At 37.6% G+C, this 16,364-nt stretch carries 15 protein-coding genes; all 15 read right to left on the bottom strand.

Features of this window, described 5'->3' with window-relative positions; all coding sequences use genetic code 11:
* Window positions 1–45: 45 nt before the first annotated feature.
* Complete coding sequence (locus QY321_01680) at window positions 46–1,836, bottom strand: hypothetical protein (GenBank protein WKZ25120.1); 1,791 nt, start codon at window positions 1,834–1,836, stop codon at window positions 46–48.
* A gap of 212 nt (window positions 1,837–2,048) precedes the next feature.
* Complete coding sequence (locus QY321_01675) at window positions 2,049–3,257, bottom strand: sigma factor-like helix-turn-helix DNA-binding protein (protein WKZ25119.1); 1,209 nt, start codon at window positions 3,255–3,257, stop codon at window positions 2,049–2,051.
* Window positions 3,258–3,481: 224 nt separating this feature from the next.
* Entirely contained in the window at window positions 3,482–4,240 is a 759-nt protein-coding gene (locus QY321_01670; GenBank protein ID WKZ25118.1) for a hypothetical protein, read from the bottom strand.
* An 89-nt stretch (window positions 4,241–4,329) separates the two neighbouring features.
* Window positions 4,330–4,818, bottom strand: a complete 489-nt coding sequence (locus QY321_01665) for a type II secretion system protein (GenBank protein WKZ25117.1) — start codon at window positions 4,816–4,818, stop codon at window positions 4,330–4,332.
* Window positions 4,819–4,833: 15 nt separating this feature from the next.
* A complete protein-coding gene (locus QY321_01660; GenBank protein ID WKZ25116.1) occupies window positions 4,834–5,970 on the bottom strand; it encodes a metallophosphoesterase in 1,137 nt (378 codons plus the stop codon).
* 176 nt (window positions 5,971–6,146) lie between these two features.
* The gene (locus QY321_01655) at window positions 6,147–6,851 is read right to left on the bottom strand and encodes a cytochrome c biogenesis CcdA family protein (GenBank protein ID WKZ25115.1); all 705 of its coding nucleotides are present in this window, start codon (window positions 6,849–6,851) and stop codon (window positions 6,147–6,149) included.
* 43 nt (window positions 6,852–6,894) lie between these two features.
* Window positions 6,895–8,076 carry an FISUMP domain-containing protein gene (locus QY321_01650; GenBank protein ID WKZ25114.1) on the bottom strand — a complete coding sequence of 394 codons (1,182 nt, stop codon included), beginning with the start codon at window positions 8,074–8,076 and terminating at the stop codon, window positions 6,895–6,897.
* A gap of 50 nt (window positions 8,077–8,126) precedes the next feature.
* Complete coding sequence (glgP, locus tag QY321_01645) at window positions 8,127–9,809, bottom strand: alpha-glucan family phosphorylase (GenBank protein ID WKZ25113.1); 1,683 nt, start codon at window positions 9,807–9,809, stop codon at window positions 8,127–8,129.
* Window positions 9,810–10,038: 229 nt separating this feature from the next.
* Window positions 10,039–10,611, bottom strand: a complete 573-nt coding sequence (locus tag QY321_01640; GenBank protein ID WKZ25112.1) for an NAD(P)H-dependent oxidoreductase — start codon at window positions 10,609–10,611, stop codon at window positions 10,039–10,041.
* A 124-nt stretch (window positions 10,612–10,735) separates the two neighbouring features.
* On the bottom strand, window positions 10,736–11,932 hold the full coding sequence (locus QY321_01635; GenBank protein WKZ25111.1) for a prepilin-type N-terminal cleavage/methylation domain-containing protein: 1,197 nt from the start codon (window positions 11,930–11,932) through the stop codon (window positions 10,736–10,738).
* 88 nt (window positions 11,933–12,020) lie between these two features.
* Window positions 12,021–13,589, bottom strand: coding sequence for an L-lactate permease (locus QY321_01630; protein ID WKZ25110.1), 1,569 nt, complete (start codon window positions 13,587–13,589; stop codon window positions 12,021–12,023).
* A gap of 134 nt (window positions 13,590–13,723) precedes the next feature.
* Window positions 13,724–14,395, bottom strand: a complete 672-nt coding sequence (locus QY321_01625) for a VTT domain-containing protein (GenBank protein WKZ25109.1) — start codon at window positions 14,393–14,395, stop codon at window positions 13,724–13,726.
* Window positions 14,396–14,415: 20 nt separating this feature from the next.
* Window positions 14,416–15,066 (bottom strand): DUF1648 domain-containing protein, encoded by a 651-nt coding sequence (locus QY321_01620; protein ID WKZ25108.1) that lies wholly within the window; start codon window positions 15,064–15,066, stop codon window positions 14,416–14,418.
* 30 nt (window positions 15,067–15,096) lie between these two features.
* On the bottom strand, window positions 15,097–15,708 hold the full coding sequence (locus QY321_01615; GenBank protein ID WKZ25107.1) for an alpha/beta hydrolase: 612 nt from the start codon (window positions 15,706–15,708) through the stop codon (window positions 15,097–15,099).
* A 134-nt stretch (window positions 15,709–15,842) separates the two neighbouring features.
* Window positions 15,843–16,340 (bottom strand): hypothetical protein, encoded by a 498-nt coding sequence (locus QY321_01610; GenBank protein WKZ25106.1) that lies wholly within the window; start codon window positions 16,338–16,340, stop codon window positions 15,843–15,845.
* Window positions 16,341–16,364: the final 24 nt, after the last annotated feature.

Genomic DNA, 16,364 nt, shown 5'->3' with positions numbered 1-16,364 from the left:
TATTTTTATAACTATTTTAATTTTAACTTACCCTTACCAAAAGAATTAAGCAAAAGGTAAATTACCTGGAGGGGCTCCCTTAACTACTCCCCCGCCCATAGGTCGTTTCGGTGTTGGTACTCGGTAATTATTATCTTCGTCATCTTTATTGGGTTTTTGTTCCAATCCTTCTTTTGCTTTTACAAATCTTGCATTTAACTTTTCTTTTGACTCCTCCTCTGGTTCTTCTTCTTTTTCTTTATACTCACTATCATCTCCACTTAAATCTTCTTGTGTTTCTTTTTTAGCCTCTTCTTCTTCAGCTTCTTTAAGTGAATTTTCTTTAGTCTTTTCTTCAGTTTTTTCTTTTAACTCGTCATCCCAATCTTCATCTTCTTCCAAGAAGTCTGGCTTGGTTTTCTCTGCGGGACGAGTGGGAGAGGGCTTAATATCTTCTTCTTTCTTTTGCGAATAGCTCTCTTCCTCAATCTTATAACCTTCATCAAAGATGGGTTCGCTTTCGTGAGCTGGTGTTGCTTCTTCTTCAAAAGGCAAAGACATTGGAGGTTCAATATGTCGTCCTGATGATCTTTGCATCAAAGGCGCCTTAGTAATCGCATCAATCGGAAAGTGCCACAGGGAGGCTAATTCTTCTACGTTTAAGATCCAGGGTGGCACACCCATGTGCGAACTTCGATTCTTGTAGGCGGAGATAATTTTACGTTTCTTTTCATTAATACGTTGTTCGGTAAAGAAATAGGCGGCAGAAGTCATAGTTTGTTTAGTATCTGGTTTAATAGCATTAAGATCACCGGTATTATACTGTTTAATAAAACCAACAAAACCATTAACACCCTTGGCCTTATCAATAACATCACGACGACCAATATAGACTCCTCTAATACTGACCTCAAAACCGTGTTTCTGGGCCTTACGATGCGCCGCCTCAATCCGAGCCTTCTTAATTGGCGGTAATTCCATCATACTGGCAGCTTTAGCTTCTTTAGCAGGTTCTTCCTTAACATCTCCCCAGAGCTTATAAATAGCTTCACTAAGCTCGCTAATCATTTTAACCGTAAAATCTATTATCTTATCTACTGGGTTAGAAGAATGTTTAGCCACCCCCAACATCTTATCTGCATAAGCTTCAGCTTCTTTAACCCAATCTTGCCCAATAGGTACTAAGATAATTTGGTACCAAAGTTGTTCGCCTTTTTTTAAGCTGCTCATTAAATCCATTAAAATGGACATAGGGTCACGAAAATGTGTTTCTGGTTCTCCGAATTGGTGTTCAAATTCCGGATAGGTACGAATCGGCAAAATCCAATCTGAGGCCAAAACAAATTCCGAACCCCAGATATCATAAGTCTCATCCGGGAAACTATCTGGTACTAGTTTGGTATAATCTTCTATTTCATAAATCTCAGCATCAGGGTATTGCGAATAAACAGCCGATTCAACCAAATGCACAAAATGCGCAGGTGAATGAATAATATATTGAATTACTCCCCCAATGGAAACTATTTCAAAACTAAAGTCCAACTGGAACTTCCCCTCCCACCATTTTTCAATTAGGGTAAAACTACCATGTGCACCGGCCAGGTAAATAAAAAGGTTTTCCACTGAGCGAGGAGATTGTTCGTTATTACGAGGTACGTCTATGGCTAATAAGACATATTTTTGCTTATGAGCCCAAGCATGTTGTCTTTCATAAAGCCAAATTTGTAAGACTCCCCATAAAAGAACCCAAGCAAAAATTAACCAACCAAAATACCAAAAAAATATTCGGTAAAGAGCTTCCAGGAGAGGAAGATCCATGAGTTGGGCAAATTCGCTAAAATCAACAGTTATAGTCATATAATCCTCTTTATCATACCACGCCAAGCGCGAACGGTAAAGTGTTTAAGTGGCTTGGTCTAGCTTAATAAGAAATTTCAAAAATTTATTATACTCCGAGTATAGTCCGAGTAAAGATCTGGGTAAAACTTAACAATTAAAGGCTAATAATATTAGCTATTAACAACAAACGAGCCACCCGTAGGTGGCTCGTTAATCTTTTAAATATCTTATTAGGTAGTTAAAGTATAATTAGCCCCTGGCAAGCGAGTAAAGCGCTTCTTGTTCATTAGAGCTAAATCAATAGTGGTCTTTTTAACCATTCTTTGCTTTAAAACTTCTTCAATAATATTCTTTTTAGGCATAGGTCCAGCGTTTTTCTTAAGAATGTCGGCAATAACATCAGCTACTGTGCCTTTGTTATAACCCCATTCACGAAGAGCGTAAAGCCCTCTACCAACTAAAACGTAGTTATCATCCAAGATAAGTTCGTTATGAACAGTAGCGGTGTTAACGGTCTTTTTATCAAAGCCAGCACTATTAATCGCCTTACCAATATCTTCATAATGCATAGGCTTACCATGTTGTTTTAAGACCAAGTAAATTTTATCATTAACGGTTTTAGGTCTAACTTCTGAAGATTTAGCATGACCCCAATGACCGAAGGTGTTCTGATCAATTTCAGATAAAGCTTTAACTAAAGAGAATAAAACTCTTGAGTCTTTAGCTGAAGCATGATCATGCTCTGGTAAGATATCGGAGAGAACATCCTTTATGTCTACGGCAAAGTCATTTTTATCCAACTTATCTGAATTACTTTTAAAGCTCTGTAAATTCTTGGCGTGTTCAATCATCTCATGGGTTAATAAAAGAGACTTAGTTGATTTAATACTTTCCACCAATTCTGAAGCTAGATCTTCAAGATGAACAATCTCTTCATAATGATGCTTAAAGAAAGGATTAAAATGTTTGGAATCTTTAACCTCTTTAAATTCTTCACCAAGCAATTTACTGAGGATAAAGTCAAAATGGTTATGATAAAGATCTTTATCGGCTTTTTCTCCACTACGAGCGTCTAGTGCCCAAAGCATATCAAAAAGATATTCCCGGTCCATTATACCACCATGGTCCTTAATTAAAGCGCTAACTACCTTACGAATATCGCTAAGGATCTCGTTTAAGGTTTCGGCTTTCTTAACTTTGTTAATGCTGCCTGTTTCAATTTGCCTGATCCGCTCCCTGGTTAAATTGTGCGATTGTCCGATTTCGTCAAGCGTCGCCTTTTTAGCTTCTTTTAAGCCAAAGCGTCGCTTAATGATATCAATCTCTCGCTCATTAAGATGACCAAGTAAACGAGTCATGGCGTCAACCACATCTAAACGGGCCACAGAGTCGCCCTGTTGCTGGCTGATAATAGTATCAAGAATTGATTCGCCACTCATATAATGATAAGGCCGGCCCCGACGCATGCTATGGGCTCGGCTTATTTAATTTATTAGTTATATTTAGAGTATATCACTAAAGACAAAAAAAGTCAACAGATAAAATAGGGTGGTAAAATAGGCTAAAAAATGGCTTATTTTAGGTAAAAAATAAGTTATTTAAAAATAAAAAATATTATAACCCGAATTAAAAAACTTCCCCTAAATGAGGAAGTTTTTCTTTTTTAGAGTTGTGTTTCGGTTGGTGTTGGTGGTGCACTGTATGGTCCAAAGTAGTTTATCTGAGCCTTGCTCTTTAATTCTTCAATATAGGCTGGTGCTTCTTCTCCCATTTTCTGACTCTTTAGCATTTCCCTAACCTGCTCTCTAAAATCCTCTTCTTCTGACTGTTCTTCTTCATTAAACTCCATTTGGCTTTCTTGTAAATAAGTATTAACCTCTTCATCACTAACTTCCACTCTTTCTCCCAGTAAAGCCTCCAAGTTCTTTTGGATAGAGATTTGTCTAGCTAAATCATTACGGGAAAGACCCTGCATGGCTAAAGCCGCTTCTAAAGTCGTACCTTGTTCACTAAGTCTTTCTTCCAGTTGTTTAAGTTCATTATCTACGTCACTTTGGCTGGTAACTACGCCTTGTCTATTAGCTTCCGCTACAATCAGGTATTCAAAGATCATAGCCTCTAAGGCTTGTTGTCCTGAACGAGTTTCCAGCTCCTTAATTAGAGCTAAACGACTAACCGGCTGTCCATCTACCGTAGCGGCGATAAAGAAGTTTTTGGATAAATAAAGAACAAGTACCAAAAGAAGCAGAATAATAACGGCAATAATTAAAGCCTTAACTCCCCGGCGAGTTTTCTTCTTCTCAGATTCCTGCTTAGCTGTCTCAACTTTCTTGCCCTCTCCTTCTTGGGTTGAGGCTGATTCTTCTAAATTACCCTTCTCTTCTTTAATAACCTCTTCGGTCATAGTATTTTCATTTGTCATAATGGTTAAAATTAACAATAAAACTTAAAAATAAAACTTTCTTGAGTATAGCAGATTATAAAAAATTATGCCAGCTCTGGTTTTAGCCCCTAAGAACCATGCCCTATTTGATAAAAAAGATAGCCGTTATTAACTCCTGTGTGGTTAGCTTCAAGAATTCCGCTACCTCCCCCGATTGTTGGGGTATCTAGGGCAGTTAGATCAATCTCGTGCTCTGTGTCTTCAAGGTTAGCATAAATAATACAGCTACCGGTAACAGATAAAAGATAGGTATAACCGCTAAAATCATTACTACCAGCCTTGGGATCTTTAGGGGTTGGCAGGCCTGAGAATTGCGGATTAGCCGCCTTTATCTCTTCCATTAAAACAAAAATATCATACTCCCCTGGTCCATCCGTTGGGACATAACACTGGGTTCGAGTTAAATAACGCCCTATTTGACTCAAATCATTTAATCTTTTAGCGTCTCTGGCCTTAGCTGTTACCCCGCCCAAGAAAACCATGGATAAAGTAGCCAGTATTCCAATAATCCCAATGGTTACCAAGAGTTCTATAAGGGTAAAACCGTATTTTTTCATAAGATTATATATAAACTACTGTGTTGGCTCTTTAATTAATTTTATCACCACTAATTCCGAATTACTGCCAATCCTTTGGGGTGGGCCCCAGGTTCCAACTCCAGTGGTGGTATAAATATGCAGATTACCATAGCGACTTAAGCCGGCGGTTCTTTCTTTGTAGATAAGACGAGTAATAGCGGTAATCGGCCAAGTTTGTCCCCCATGGGTGTGCCCAGAAACCTGTAAGTCTATACCAAAATCATCCACACCATCCGGGTAAGTAGGGTCATGTTTTAATAAAATCAATGGACCTTTTGGTTGATCAAAAAGTAAATCCTCTAAAACCGCTGCTTGGGTTTCAGCATTTCGTCCATCGCTATCGTTAATACCCAAAAATCTTATACCCTCAATGTCCAAAGATTCATTTTCTAGTACCCTAAACCCAGCTTGGCTCATAGCCTCAATAAACTCTTTTCTGTTTCTGTATTCTTCGTGATTACCAGTAGTAAAAACAATACCCAAGGGAGCTTTAATTTCTTTAAAAGGCTCAGCTACAGCCCAGTAATCTATAACTGGTCCGTCGTACATATCACCAGAGAATAAAACAATATGAGGCTCTTGTTTGTTTATCTCTTCAACCACCCGACGAGCAAAACCCTCGTTACGAATTAAACCGAAATGAGTGTCGGCTAATAATAAAACCTTTTTATCCAACCAATAGTCTGGCAAATCTCTTAAAGGAATCTCCACTTGTCTTATTTTTATCTGATAAGAGTTCCAAAGACCATATAGACTTAATAAAAAAGCTAAAAGTAAAAGAGGCAGTAATAATGCTTGTAAAGAAAAATTAAAGTTTAATATATAAGCTAAGCGCCAAATAAGCCACGCCAAAAAAGATCCTATAACCAACCAAAGAACCGTTCCAAGCCAAAAAGAGGAAAACCAAGAAAAGATTTTAGAAAAGTAATTATATGGACCAGAGGTCATGATCATGGAAAACAAAAAAGTAAAAGACAAAAAGACCATACCCCACTTTAACCAAAGAAGAGCTAGGGGAGAAAAAACCACTGCTCTGGTTATTAGCTTATAAACAAAAAAATGCCCGGCCGAGATAATCCCCTGTGCCAGTAGAACAAATAAAACTATCATTAAAATGTTTATTTTAGTCATAAATAGATTATATCATAAAAAAGACAAATAAAAAAACCGCTGGGCAATCTCGGCATGGTTATTCAGGAGGGTGAAAAACCATACCAAGACTGCTAAGCGGTTACCAAAGATAAAGATATTAATAACTATAATTAAATTATAGCGCATTATTAGGGAAAAGTCAATGCAGACTAACTCTAAAGTTTTGGCACCAAAGAAGGCCAATAAGATAAGATTAAAGCTTGGATCTTTAGATCATACTGAAAATAAATAGCTAAAGCCAGTAATAATAAAATAAACCCAAATATTTTTCTTATAACCTCTAAATTAACTGCTACCATCTTTAAGCGAGAAGCCGCATATTGTCCTCCATAGGCAATAGCTAACATGGGTAAACCGGCTCCAATAGCGTAAGCTAATAATAAAAGACCGGCTTTGGTTAGATCTTCTTGTTTAGCTACTAAAGTTAAAATTGAACCAAGAATAGGTCCGGCACAAGGAGCCCAAACTAAACCAATAATAGCACCAACATATAAACCCCCTAAAGGTCCTTGTCCAGCTTGCCTAGCTGAAGAAGTAGCCTTAGTGGATAAAAAAGAAAAACGACTCATTAGCTTTTCAAAAAGCGCAGGCCAAATCATGAATAAAGCAAAAAGAGCCAAAAAACCGGCTGCTAGATTACGTCCGATATTTGGAGAAATGGAAAATTGCCTTATTAACCAAGTAAGAGATAAGGCTAAAACAGAAAAAGTAATAACAAAACCAAGGGTTATAAACAAAGGACGAAGCTTACTGTATTTTCCCAAAGAAGAAGCGAAAATAATCGGCAAAGGTACAGCAATACAAGGAGCCGCAATAGTTAAGATACCAGCTAACAAGGCTAAGAATATTTCCAGTGCCATATATTTTTATTATAAAGTATTAAAAAATAATATACTAGTTAAATTAATCTTTTAGACAGCGGATGCTAAACGCATAGACATATAAACCAGCATCACGACGAATTCTCGCTTCAGAAAAATTAGGGTTGCGAAACCAAGCAGCCGTACCGCCAGTAGATGAAGATGACCATAGGTATGCGTTCGTGGAACGAGTGAGGAACGACGAGCCATTAGTATCTCGAAGGCCGGCAGGAAGGGTGGAAAAGCCGGAGGTATCTGTACCAAAGTTAACATGATAGCTCCAACGAGGGTGATCGCTGGTTGGTATACCTGGGGGAGGACTGCCATTAACGGTACGTTGTGACTTGAGTTTTCTGCCTTCGTCTGTGCCTCGGTAGCCGCTGGCATCAGCTTGTGCTTGGGTTAGACCAACGTGCATTTCCATGGTTTTAAATTCTGCGTCTGTTGGTATATGCCAACCTGTGGGACAAATACCTTGGGCTCCTGGAGTAACTGAGCCGTCCATGGCTCCGGCCCAAGTGTAGAGAGAGCCATCGGTGGTGCAGATAGATTCAGTATTAGAATAACAAGATCTCCCAAGACCATCGTCCGCAACAGAAGCGATGGGACAAGGAGGGTTACCTCCTCCGTTAATACAAGTACCATTTGGTTTAATTTTAGTGTTAAGATTCTCTTTCATCCAGCATTGTGAGCCTATTTGAACAGTGTTATATATATTGCCGTCTAAATCAGTAATGGGTCCTCCACAGTTAATAACCCCTGAGTCTGTTTGGTAACTAACAGGGCCTGCTGTAAAAGAACCACTGCTACTACCTATACAACCTGAGAATTGGTAGTGCCCTGGTTTATGAGCAATAGCAGTATAGGTATATTCACTATCTGGACAGATACCATCTGTTCTGGGAGTAGGGTTTTCAGGTACTTTACTCATATATACTACTCCACCTTGCTCTAGGGGTTGTCCTGGGGTAATAGATGCTGGGTATTGATTATTATCTGCAAAATACAGCTCTAGAGCATTAGCCATAGCCTTTAGATCATTTAATCTTTTAGCGTCTCTAGCGCTAGCTCTTGAATTATTCAAAGAAACAATAACTAAGGTAGATAATATACCTATGATAGCTATGACTACCAATAGTTCTATTAGAGTGAAACCTAGCTGTCTATTGTGAGGTTGGGCAGATTCTTTTTTTCTAAACCTTAGTTTTATTTTGTGGTTAAGCATAGATGAAAATTAGGTGGGGAAAGCTAGGTGAAAATATTATTCTAATTAAGCTACATATAAAGCATCTCCACATACTCCCTAAGCATTCTAGTGGCGCTAAATTGTTTTAAGACCATTACTCTGGCGTTTCTCATATGTTCTTCCCAGACAGTGGAATAACCAAGTTTTGGATCTTTATTATAATACATCGGTATTATCTCTTTTTTAATGGTATTTAAAGCGCTTTGGGTTACTGAACCGCTTTCCAAAACCCAACCTATTCCATATAACTCAGCCTCAGCCACCCAACCGTCTTTGGTACTACAAGGCAGTGAACCATTTAAGGCCGCCTTCATACCACTGGTACCGCAAGCCTCAAACCCGACTATTGGAGTATTAAGCCAAACATCCGTACCAGCCAACATCTTTTTAGCTAAGGTCATGTTGTAATGCTCTAAATAAACCACCTGACCGGATAATTCATTGGCGATCATATGCTGGAGTTTAGCTAAAACCGCTTGAGCCTCCTTATCTTCAGGATGCGGTAATCCGGAAAAAACCACTCTAACCGGACGATCTTTATTTTCATTAAGTTCTAAAAAGGCCTTAAGATCATCCAATAAAGCCAATGGTCTTTTGTATAGGGCAAAACGTCTAGCCCAGCCGATTAAAAGATCGTTTTCACTCCAGACAACCCCAGTGTTTTGTTTAATTAAAGCCAAAAGTTCCCTCTTCTTGGACTGATGAATCTCCCAAAAGTCTCCTGGTTGGTTAAGTCTTTCACCCACACAATCCCAAGTTTCAATATGTATACCGTTAGTAATACTGGTCATGGGATACTGAGGCCAAATTTCTCTGGCTTTATCTGAATGAAGACGACTTACTCCGTTAATAATACCAGCCATTCTTAGAGAAAAAATTGACATGGAAAAAGAATTACTTTCTTCGATTAAACCAAGTTTAAACAAGTCTCTCACGTTAATACCGACTTCTTCAGCATAACGCATAAAGAAAGAGATAAACATCTCGGCTTCATAAACCTCGTTAGCAGCTGGTACTAAGGTATGGTTAGTAACCACCATACGACGACGAGCAAACTGCCCGGCTTCATCAAAAGAAAGATCACGGGCGATCATTTCGTGTTTGATAAGCTCAAAAGCCAAAAAAGCGGAACGTCCTTCGTTTAAATGATAGACCAAAGGATGAACACCTAAAGCTTTAAGTAAACGCATACCTCCTATACCCAAAACAATTTCTTGCTTAATCCTGATGGTCTTATCACCCACATAAAGCCTATTAGTAATTATTCTGTCCTCAGCATGGTTTTCTTCTAAATTAGTATCTAAAAAATAAACTTTAATGGAACCTTTCTCATAAAGCCAAGCTTGAGCTTTAACGATTCTTTCCCCAATCGGCACAGTAACTATTATCCTTTCTCCTTGCTCATTAAGAGCCGGAGAAAAACCCACTGTTTGGGGATCGGTAATTCGACATTCTCGGTGATTACCTTGTTCATCGCAAATATAGCCTTCGTAATAATATAAACCAATGGCCATAAACGGTAGTTTTCTATCATGCGCTTCTCTAACAAAATCACCAGCTAAAATACCCAAACCTCCAGAATATGAAGGAATTAGCGGAGATAGGGCATATTCAGCACAAAAATAAACCACTGGACGTCTTTTAAAACGATCAAACTCCAAAGAGTTTTGTTTTTCACTGAACCAATCAATGTCTTGTCTGGTATATTCCATCATAAGAGGTATAAAATAAGGCAAAAGATTGCCAAAGGATTAATTAGAAATTAATTAAAACAAAGATAATTAAAGATAATTAAAAACAATTTAAGATGATTTAATTATAACATTTTAAGAATAACAGGGCAAACAGGGTAAATTAATTAAGCTTTAGAATATAATTTAAGTAAATTTAAAAAACAGTCTTTATAAAAAACTGTTTAAATTTAAGGTAGTTAATAAAAGGCTATTTTCTCATCTTCCGACAAAGTTTAGCCCAACGGATAAGCTCTTTTAAAAAGCCATCTCCGGCTTTTTCCAAGGTCTCGGTTTTTAAGATTCCTTTTTCATCTAAAAGACCCCAATAATTTCTAATATGCACTGCCGGAGCAATTGGCACCATTTTAAGCTGAATAACCACTGGCTTTAATTGTTCCACCGAACGAGCCCCAGCTGCTCCTCCATAGGCAACAAAACCCACTGGCTTATAATTCCATTCTTTATATAGATAATCTAAAGCATTTTTTAAAACCGCCGGATAACCATGATTATACTCAGGGGTTATAATAATAAAAGCCTCAGCCCAAGCTATTTGTTTAGCAAATTTTTTAACCGCCAAGTTATCATATGGCTTTTTAGCATCAGCCGGAGATTCGCTTTCATTAAAAAAAGGCATAGGATAATCCCGAAGATCTATTAAACGAACATTAACAGAAGGTAAAGCACTAGCCTTCTTCTTAATCCAAACACCGGGTTGTTCGCTAAAACGACCCTGACGAGTACTGCCTAAGATAACGGCTATTTTAAGTGGAGATGACATAGTTTTAATAAAGCTATTTATTTAAATACTCTTAAACACCTCAACCATTTGAGGTGTTTGTTCTATCTTGTTTTTATTAAATATATTATACAACATTTGTATAGTTGTTATTATTTAATAATAATTAAGGAGCTCTACCTTGAATTGCGACAGTTGCGGCCTGAGGGCGATTTGCTGTTCCTGTCATTCCGAATAGTCCCGGATCTTCCGACGCAGCAACTAACTCACGACGAGCTGTTGCCATTCTTACACTAACAGTAGATCCTGATGAATTTAAAGCTACTCCTGTTTTAAAATTATTATAATTAGTGGGAGGTGTATTATATTGATTATTTACAGTAACAAGATTACCGACCATGGCAAACCATAAAGCACTCACATTTCCAAAGCCAGAGGTTAAGTTTGGTGGATCAGTTATATTAGAGCTAGCAAAAACCCCGCTTATTGGATTTGTTTCATTAAAATTACGAATTGAATAGGAGTGATGAACTGCGCGACGATCAGTATTACTTGATATATCGACGGACGAATCCTCTGTACCATTCATGATCTTCCAATAAATTGTACTTGTGCCATCATTTGCTCGTATGACTAGTACATTCCAACCGGTGGGCGTTGTTGGAATATTTGCAAGTGAAGTACCAAGACGACTAAAAATAACGACCAAATCTCCGATTTCATAATTTGGTAAATTAACAGTATGAGTTACAAGGCTAACACTTATAATAGTCTCCTGAAAACCTCTCACTATCGGAAAAGGATTTTCTTGAACACCACCGGGACTGGCCTTAACCATTCCTGCAGAAAGAGTATTGTTGGGGTTACCAATACAGCCATGAATAACATAGTCTTGACCAGTGGATTCATAGGTGTAGTTTTCATTAGGACAAGTACCGTCTGTGTAAGGAGTTGGGTTTTGAGGAAGTGAAGCTAGGTATATGGTATCCCCTGATTCAAACGATTCTCCAAAGACAAAATCTTGGGTATCAGGATATGAGCCATGATCTGCATAATACAGCTCTAAAGCATTAGTCATTGATCTTAGATCATTCAATCTTTTAGCATCTCGGGCACCGGCTCGTGAATTACCCAGAGCTACTATGACCAAAGTGGACAATACCCCTATGATAGCTATAACTACCAATAGTTCTATGAGGGTAAAAGCTTTAGATGTTTTATTAGCTCCTGGAATAAATTCCTTATTATTATATAATTTACCATTTAGTCTAATATTTACCCTACTACTTACCCCACTATTAAACACCTCAACCATTTGAGGTGTTTGTTTTATCTTGTTTTTATTAAATATATTATACAACATTTGGACAGTTATCATTTACTTCATCATACCACAGATACCTCGTTAAGAAAAGAAATTCGCTAAATTAAAAACTTAAATAAAGCTACCTTTAAAAAATACCCAAAAGACTCATTACTGAAAAAATTATAGCTAGGAAAATAAGGTAAATAATTAACGGCCAAATCGTTTTCCGTATAACCTTATACTCAGCTCCCACTAAGCCCGCTACTGTTAGGGCGGCTACGATATTATGAAGAGATATCATATTACCAGCCGCTGCTCCAAGAGACTGGAGGGCAACAATTACCGTGGTGTTAAAACCTCCGGCTAAAGCGGTAGTATATTGAAAATTGGCAAAAAGTAAGTTTGAAACGGTGGCACTACCCACCACAAAAGCCCCAATCGCTCCAAGCCAGGGAGCTAGTATTGGCCAAAGGCTCCCGAAAAGACTTTGCGCCGCCTTAGCTGCCGCTTCAGGCATAGAAGCAAAACCACTTAAATTATCTCCAGAGAACATCAGGGTCTGCACAAAAGCTAAAAGCAGTATTAACGTAAAGTATGGCTTAATTATTTTAGTAAAAGAATTACCTAAATCTTTAGTTAAGCCACTAGGGGTTCTATCTAACAGTAACCAAGATATAATAAAAGTAATTAGCATGATAAAGGCGATAGAGTAGAACGGTGAAAAACTGTAGTTAATAACTTGCCCGAAAAGTTGTGGCCAGCTAATAGTCCAAAGATTTTGTAGATTAGAAGAAAAGAATAAGCGACTTAAAACTAAAAGAAGTACTAAAAGAATGTATGGAGAAAAAGACAAGATCCCCATCTTCTTATACTCTCTTTTTTCTTCCTTAACTTTTAGATAATCTGGTATAAAAGAAGGTAAGGCCACGCGGGAACGAATCAATAAGATAATTAAAACTATACCAACTCCCCCGCCAACTAAAGACGGTAACTCTGGACCGAAAAAACGAGCTGTTAGAATTGTTGGTAGGGAAAAAGCTAACGAAGCTAGAAGAGCAAAAGGCACTGTTTTTAAAATATCTCTAAACCCTCCTCCCCTACCAAGTACCGCCACACTTACCAAAATTAAAGCAATTAAAGCCGCCACCCAAGGAGTAACTAAAGAGATAATTCTTAAAAACTCAGGTAAAACCAGTTGCTCCGAACTTAAAACCGAACCAAGACCATACACTACCGGTAATCCAACAGCTCCAAACATTACCGGCACAGAATTACCAATTAAAGCCAAGGTAACAGACAAAATTGGTGCAAAACCCAAAGACATAAGAAGAGGTACAACCACTAAGGCTGGTGTACCAAAACCGGAAGCTCCTTCAATAAAAGCCGAAACCGTTAAACCGATTAAAATAACCTGCACTCGTAAATCTTTGGAGATACCCGCGAGAAGATGACTAAAAGAAGAGAAAAAACCCACTCTTTTAAGGAGGTTAAAAATAAGTAGAGCTCCGAAAATAATTAAGGCTATTTCGGTAGCAATAAAAAAACCTTTAGCAGAAGAAGCTAAAAGTCTAGTGGGAGTCATTAACCAATAGAAAGAGGAAATTAGCCACAAACAAAGCAAAGCCGCTGTAGCCGAAAAAAACGCCGAACGTCTAAAGGCAATAACCGATAAAAACAAAACGGCAATGGGTGCAATAACAGCTAAAATCTGCATATCTGCATAACTTAAGATTTAATTATTATTTTCTATTATCCTTTATTATCTTTTATTATTTATTCTCTTCTTTCTTATTGTTTATTCTATTGTTTACTGCTTATTATTTGTTTTCTTCTTTATTTATTCTCTTCTTATCTTTCTTCTTGATCTATTCTCTTCTTTTCTTTTTTCTTCTTTTTATAAAACCAATAAGCAAGGGCTCCAAGACATAAAACACCAACTATTAGGGTAGACAGTGATTCAAAATGTTCAAAACGTTCAGCATAAAGCTTGTAAGCGTCTCTGGCTTGCCAGCCAATCAGTCCCATAATTAAAGAACGAATAGCTCCTCCAATTAAAGATAAAACGATAAAGGTTTTAATGGGGTACCTAATTAAGCCGGAAAAAGAAGAAATAGCCACACTGGGTACTATTGGCAAGATACGAGCTCCAAGCATGCTCAACTCATCCCAGCGACCTTTAGTAAACTTCTTTTCCGCCCTTTCAATCCCCTCCCAACTAATACTCAACCATTTACCATATCTTTCAATAAAGGGTTTGCCACCATAATAACAAGCTCCGTAAATAATTATTGAACCAACCGTCATCCCTAGAGCCATAGGTATCGCCACTAAAAGAAAACCTTGGCCTAAAGCTTCTCCCCAAGTAAGGTTGGTTTCCAGTAAAAAGAAACCTGACATCATGGCAATAAAAGAAGAAGGAATAGGGGCGATTATTTCTTCGGTAAAGGCCGCCCAAAAAACACCTAAGGCTCCATACTCGCGAATAATAACCTCAAGTCGTTCAATAATAGTACTAAACATTTAATCAAGAATTATTCTAACTAACTCTGAAGTCTTTTATACTCAAAGTAAGAAAAGACCACTAATCCGAGGGCGCTAACAATAACGGGAATAAGACCAAAAGCTAAAGCTACGCCTTGCTCGCCTTTAAAGGCCAAGCCCAATAAGGCAAAGACCGCGGAGATCTTATATAATTTACCAGCCAAAAAATGGGTACTCTGCCAGACCTTATCACTAGACATAGTCCAAGGAGTCCTTATCCCAACAAACCAGTTACGCTTTGAGTTGGCCAATAACTCTCCTAGACAGAACCAGACAAAAGCCAAGGCCGGCAAGATGAGAACGATAAAGTTAAACTTAAAACCAAAATTCCAGCTTAGGATAATTAAAAGAATATAAAGAATAAAAATGGACAAAATTAACCAAAACATATTATAAACCCTACGGAAAGAAGCTATACCATTTTTAATAGGATCTATCTTAGGTAACAGAACAAAGAATATCGTAAAAAGCACAATAATCATGGGCCAAAGGAAGAGTGCCCAAAATTTACCCATATAACCATCCGGTCTGCCAGAGGCGTCCCAATGCGCCACCACCTGATCCGGTAGGATATTATAAGCGAAAAAAGCGGCCCAAACTCCCCCAACAATAAGGAGAGCTAAAAGAAAAGACGATGTCTTAGTTGTCATATTATTAATAAAATAATTAAATAGTTTGAATTATTCAAACTTTAAATTTTTAATAAGTTCAAGTATCTCCGGTAAAGACTCTTGGTTAAAGTGTCCCCTATCCTCAAAAATACAAGTCTTGGCATCTGTTAATATTTTAGCATATCTGTCCAAATCCGCAAAGGGGACAATTTCATCATCACGACTATGAAATAGGAAAATATTATCCGAAGACTCTTTAATTTGAGACAATGAAGAGGGTGGACTAAAATCTCCTAAAACATAGTCCGGACTATCGCCAAAAGGTGCGGATATTAGAAATAAAGCCTTAAGCTTAAAAGGTAGTTTTTCTTCAGCTAAATACTTAACCAAAAAAGTAGCCCCCAAAGAATGACCAATTAGAATAAGTTCCGGACGAAGATAAGGTAAATACTTTTCAAACCAAATCTTCCATTCCTCATAACGAGCGTTGGTTTTATTGGGCATGCTTGGTAGAAAAACCTCATAATCTTCACCCAAATCTTCAGCTAAACGAGAGCGCCAGCTTCTTCCTTGGTAAAAAGGCTCTATGGGAAAATCTTTTAAAAATTGTAAATATTCAGAGTAGTCCGTAAAAGTATCTCCTCCATGAATAGCCATTACTTGTTGTTTGTTTTGGGACATAGGCTAGGCGAATATTTAATGTTTAATACTCAATCTCTTGATATCTTGGTTTAATCTCTTAGTCTAATCTTCAATTCTTGATCTTTAATTTTTATATCTTAGATTAAGTTTTTATCAAAACTTATTATCTTGAACTAATTACCAGGACAGGGAGCAAAGGCACAACTTGGTGGTATTCGTCCAACGTATGAGCCATCCGAACAAAGCTTAGCTTCCATGGTACACATAACAGCTTCTTCTTCACCAGCTTCTTTTTTCTCCGATTGACCATTGTTATTTTGGTTTTCCAAGCCTTTATCATCTGAACCTGAGTTATTATTTTTTTTATTTAAATTACCACCTTCACCATTCTCCATGCTTTCATTTTCAAAATTTTCTCCTTCTTCAATTAGTGGATTTTCCGAAAAATCTTCATCAATAATCCTAACAAAGACCTCACCACTCGGAGTCATGCATTGCTCTGGGTAAGACTCCATTATGGGATAACCGGCAGCCGCGCATTCTTCAAAAGACAAAATACGCGAAGAAACTTCTTTATCCACCGAAACTTCTACGAATAATGAAAAAAAATAGCCCAAGATCGCCCCTAGGGCGAAAAAGATTGCTGTAACAATAATTGATGATCTTATCATATTTTTAAAATTAAAATTAAACAA

The organism is Patescibacteria group bacterium, from assembly GCA_030583705.1.
Classification (GTDB): Bacteria; Patescibacteriota; Patescibacteriia; order Patescibacteriales; family Patescibacteriaceae; genus Patescibacterium.
This window is presented reverse-complemented; position numbering and strand designations above follow the sequence as displayed.

Coding starts and splice junctions, on each gene's coding strand:
- QY321_01680 (WKZ25120.1), bottom strand. CDS start 1,836: ATGACTATAACTGTTGATTTTAGCGAATTTGCCCAACTCATGGATCTT.
- QY321_01675 (WKZ25119.1), bottom strand. CDS start 3,257: ATGAGTGGCGAATCAATTCTTGATACTATTATCAGCCAGCAACAGGGC.
- QY321_01670 (WKZ25118.1), bottom strand. CDS start 4,240: ATGACAAATGAAAATACTATGACCGAAGAGGTTATTAAAGAAGAGAAG.
- QY321_01665 (WKZ25117.1), bottom strand. CDS start 4,818: ATGAAAAAATACGGTTTTACCCTTATAGAACTCTTGGTAACCATTGGG.
- QY321_01660 (WKZ25116.1), bottom strand. CDS start 5,970: ATGACTAAAATAAACATTTTAATGATAGTTTTATTTGTTCTACTGGCA.
- QY321_01655 (WKZ25115.1), bottom strand. CDS start 6,851: ATGGCACTGGAAATATTCTTAGCCTTGTTAGCTGGTATCTTAACTATT.
- QY321_01650 (WKZ25114.1), bottom strand. CDS start 8,076: ATGCTTAACCACAAAATAAAACTAAGGTTTAGAAAAAAAGAATCTGCC.
- glgP (WKZ25113.1), bottom strand. CDS start 9,809: ATGGAATATACCAGACAAGACATTGATTGGTTCAGTGAAAAACAAAAC.
- QY321_01640 (WKZ25112.1), bottom strand. CDS start 10,611: ATGTCATCTCCACTTAAAATAGCCGTTATCTTAGGCAGTACTCGTCAG.
- QY321_01635 (WKZ25111.1), bottom strand. CDS start 11,932: ATGTTGTATAATATATTTAATAAAAACAAGATAAAACAAACACCTCAA.
- QY321_01630 (WKZ25110.1), bottom strand. CDS start 13,589: ATGCAGATTTTAGCTGTTATTGCACCCATTGCCGTTTTGTTTTTATCG.
- QY321_01625 (WKZ25109.1), bottom strand. CDS start 14,395: ATGTTTAGTACTATTATTGAACGACTTGAGGTTATTATTCGCGAGTAT.
- QY321_01620 (WKZ25108.1), bottom strand. CDS start 15,066: ATGACAACTAAGACATCGTCTTTTCTTTTAGCTCTCCTTATTGTTGGG.
- QY321_01615 (WKZ25107.1), bottom strand. CDS start 15,708: ATGTCCCAAAACAAACAACAAGTAATGGCTATTCATGGAGGAGATACT.
- QY321_01610 (WKZ25106.1), bottom strand. CDS start 16,340: ATGATAAGATCATCAATTATTGTTACAGCAATCTTTTTCGCCCTAGGG.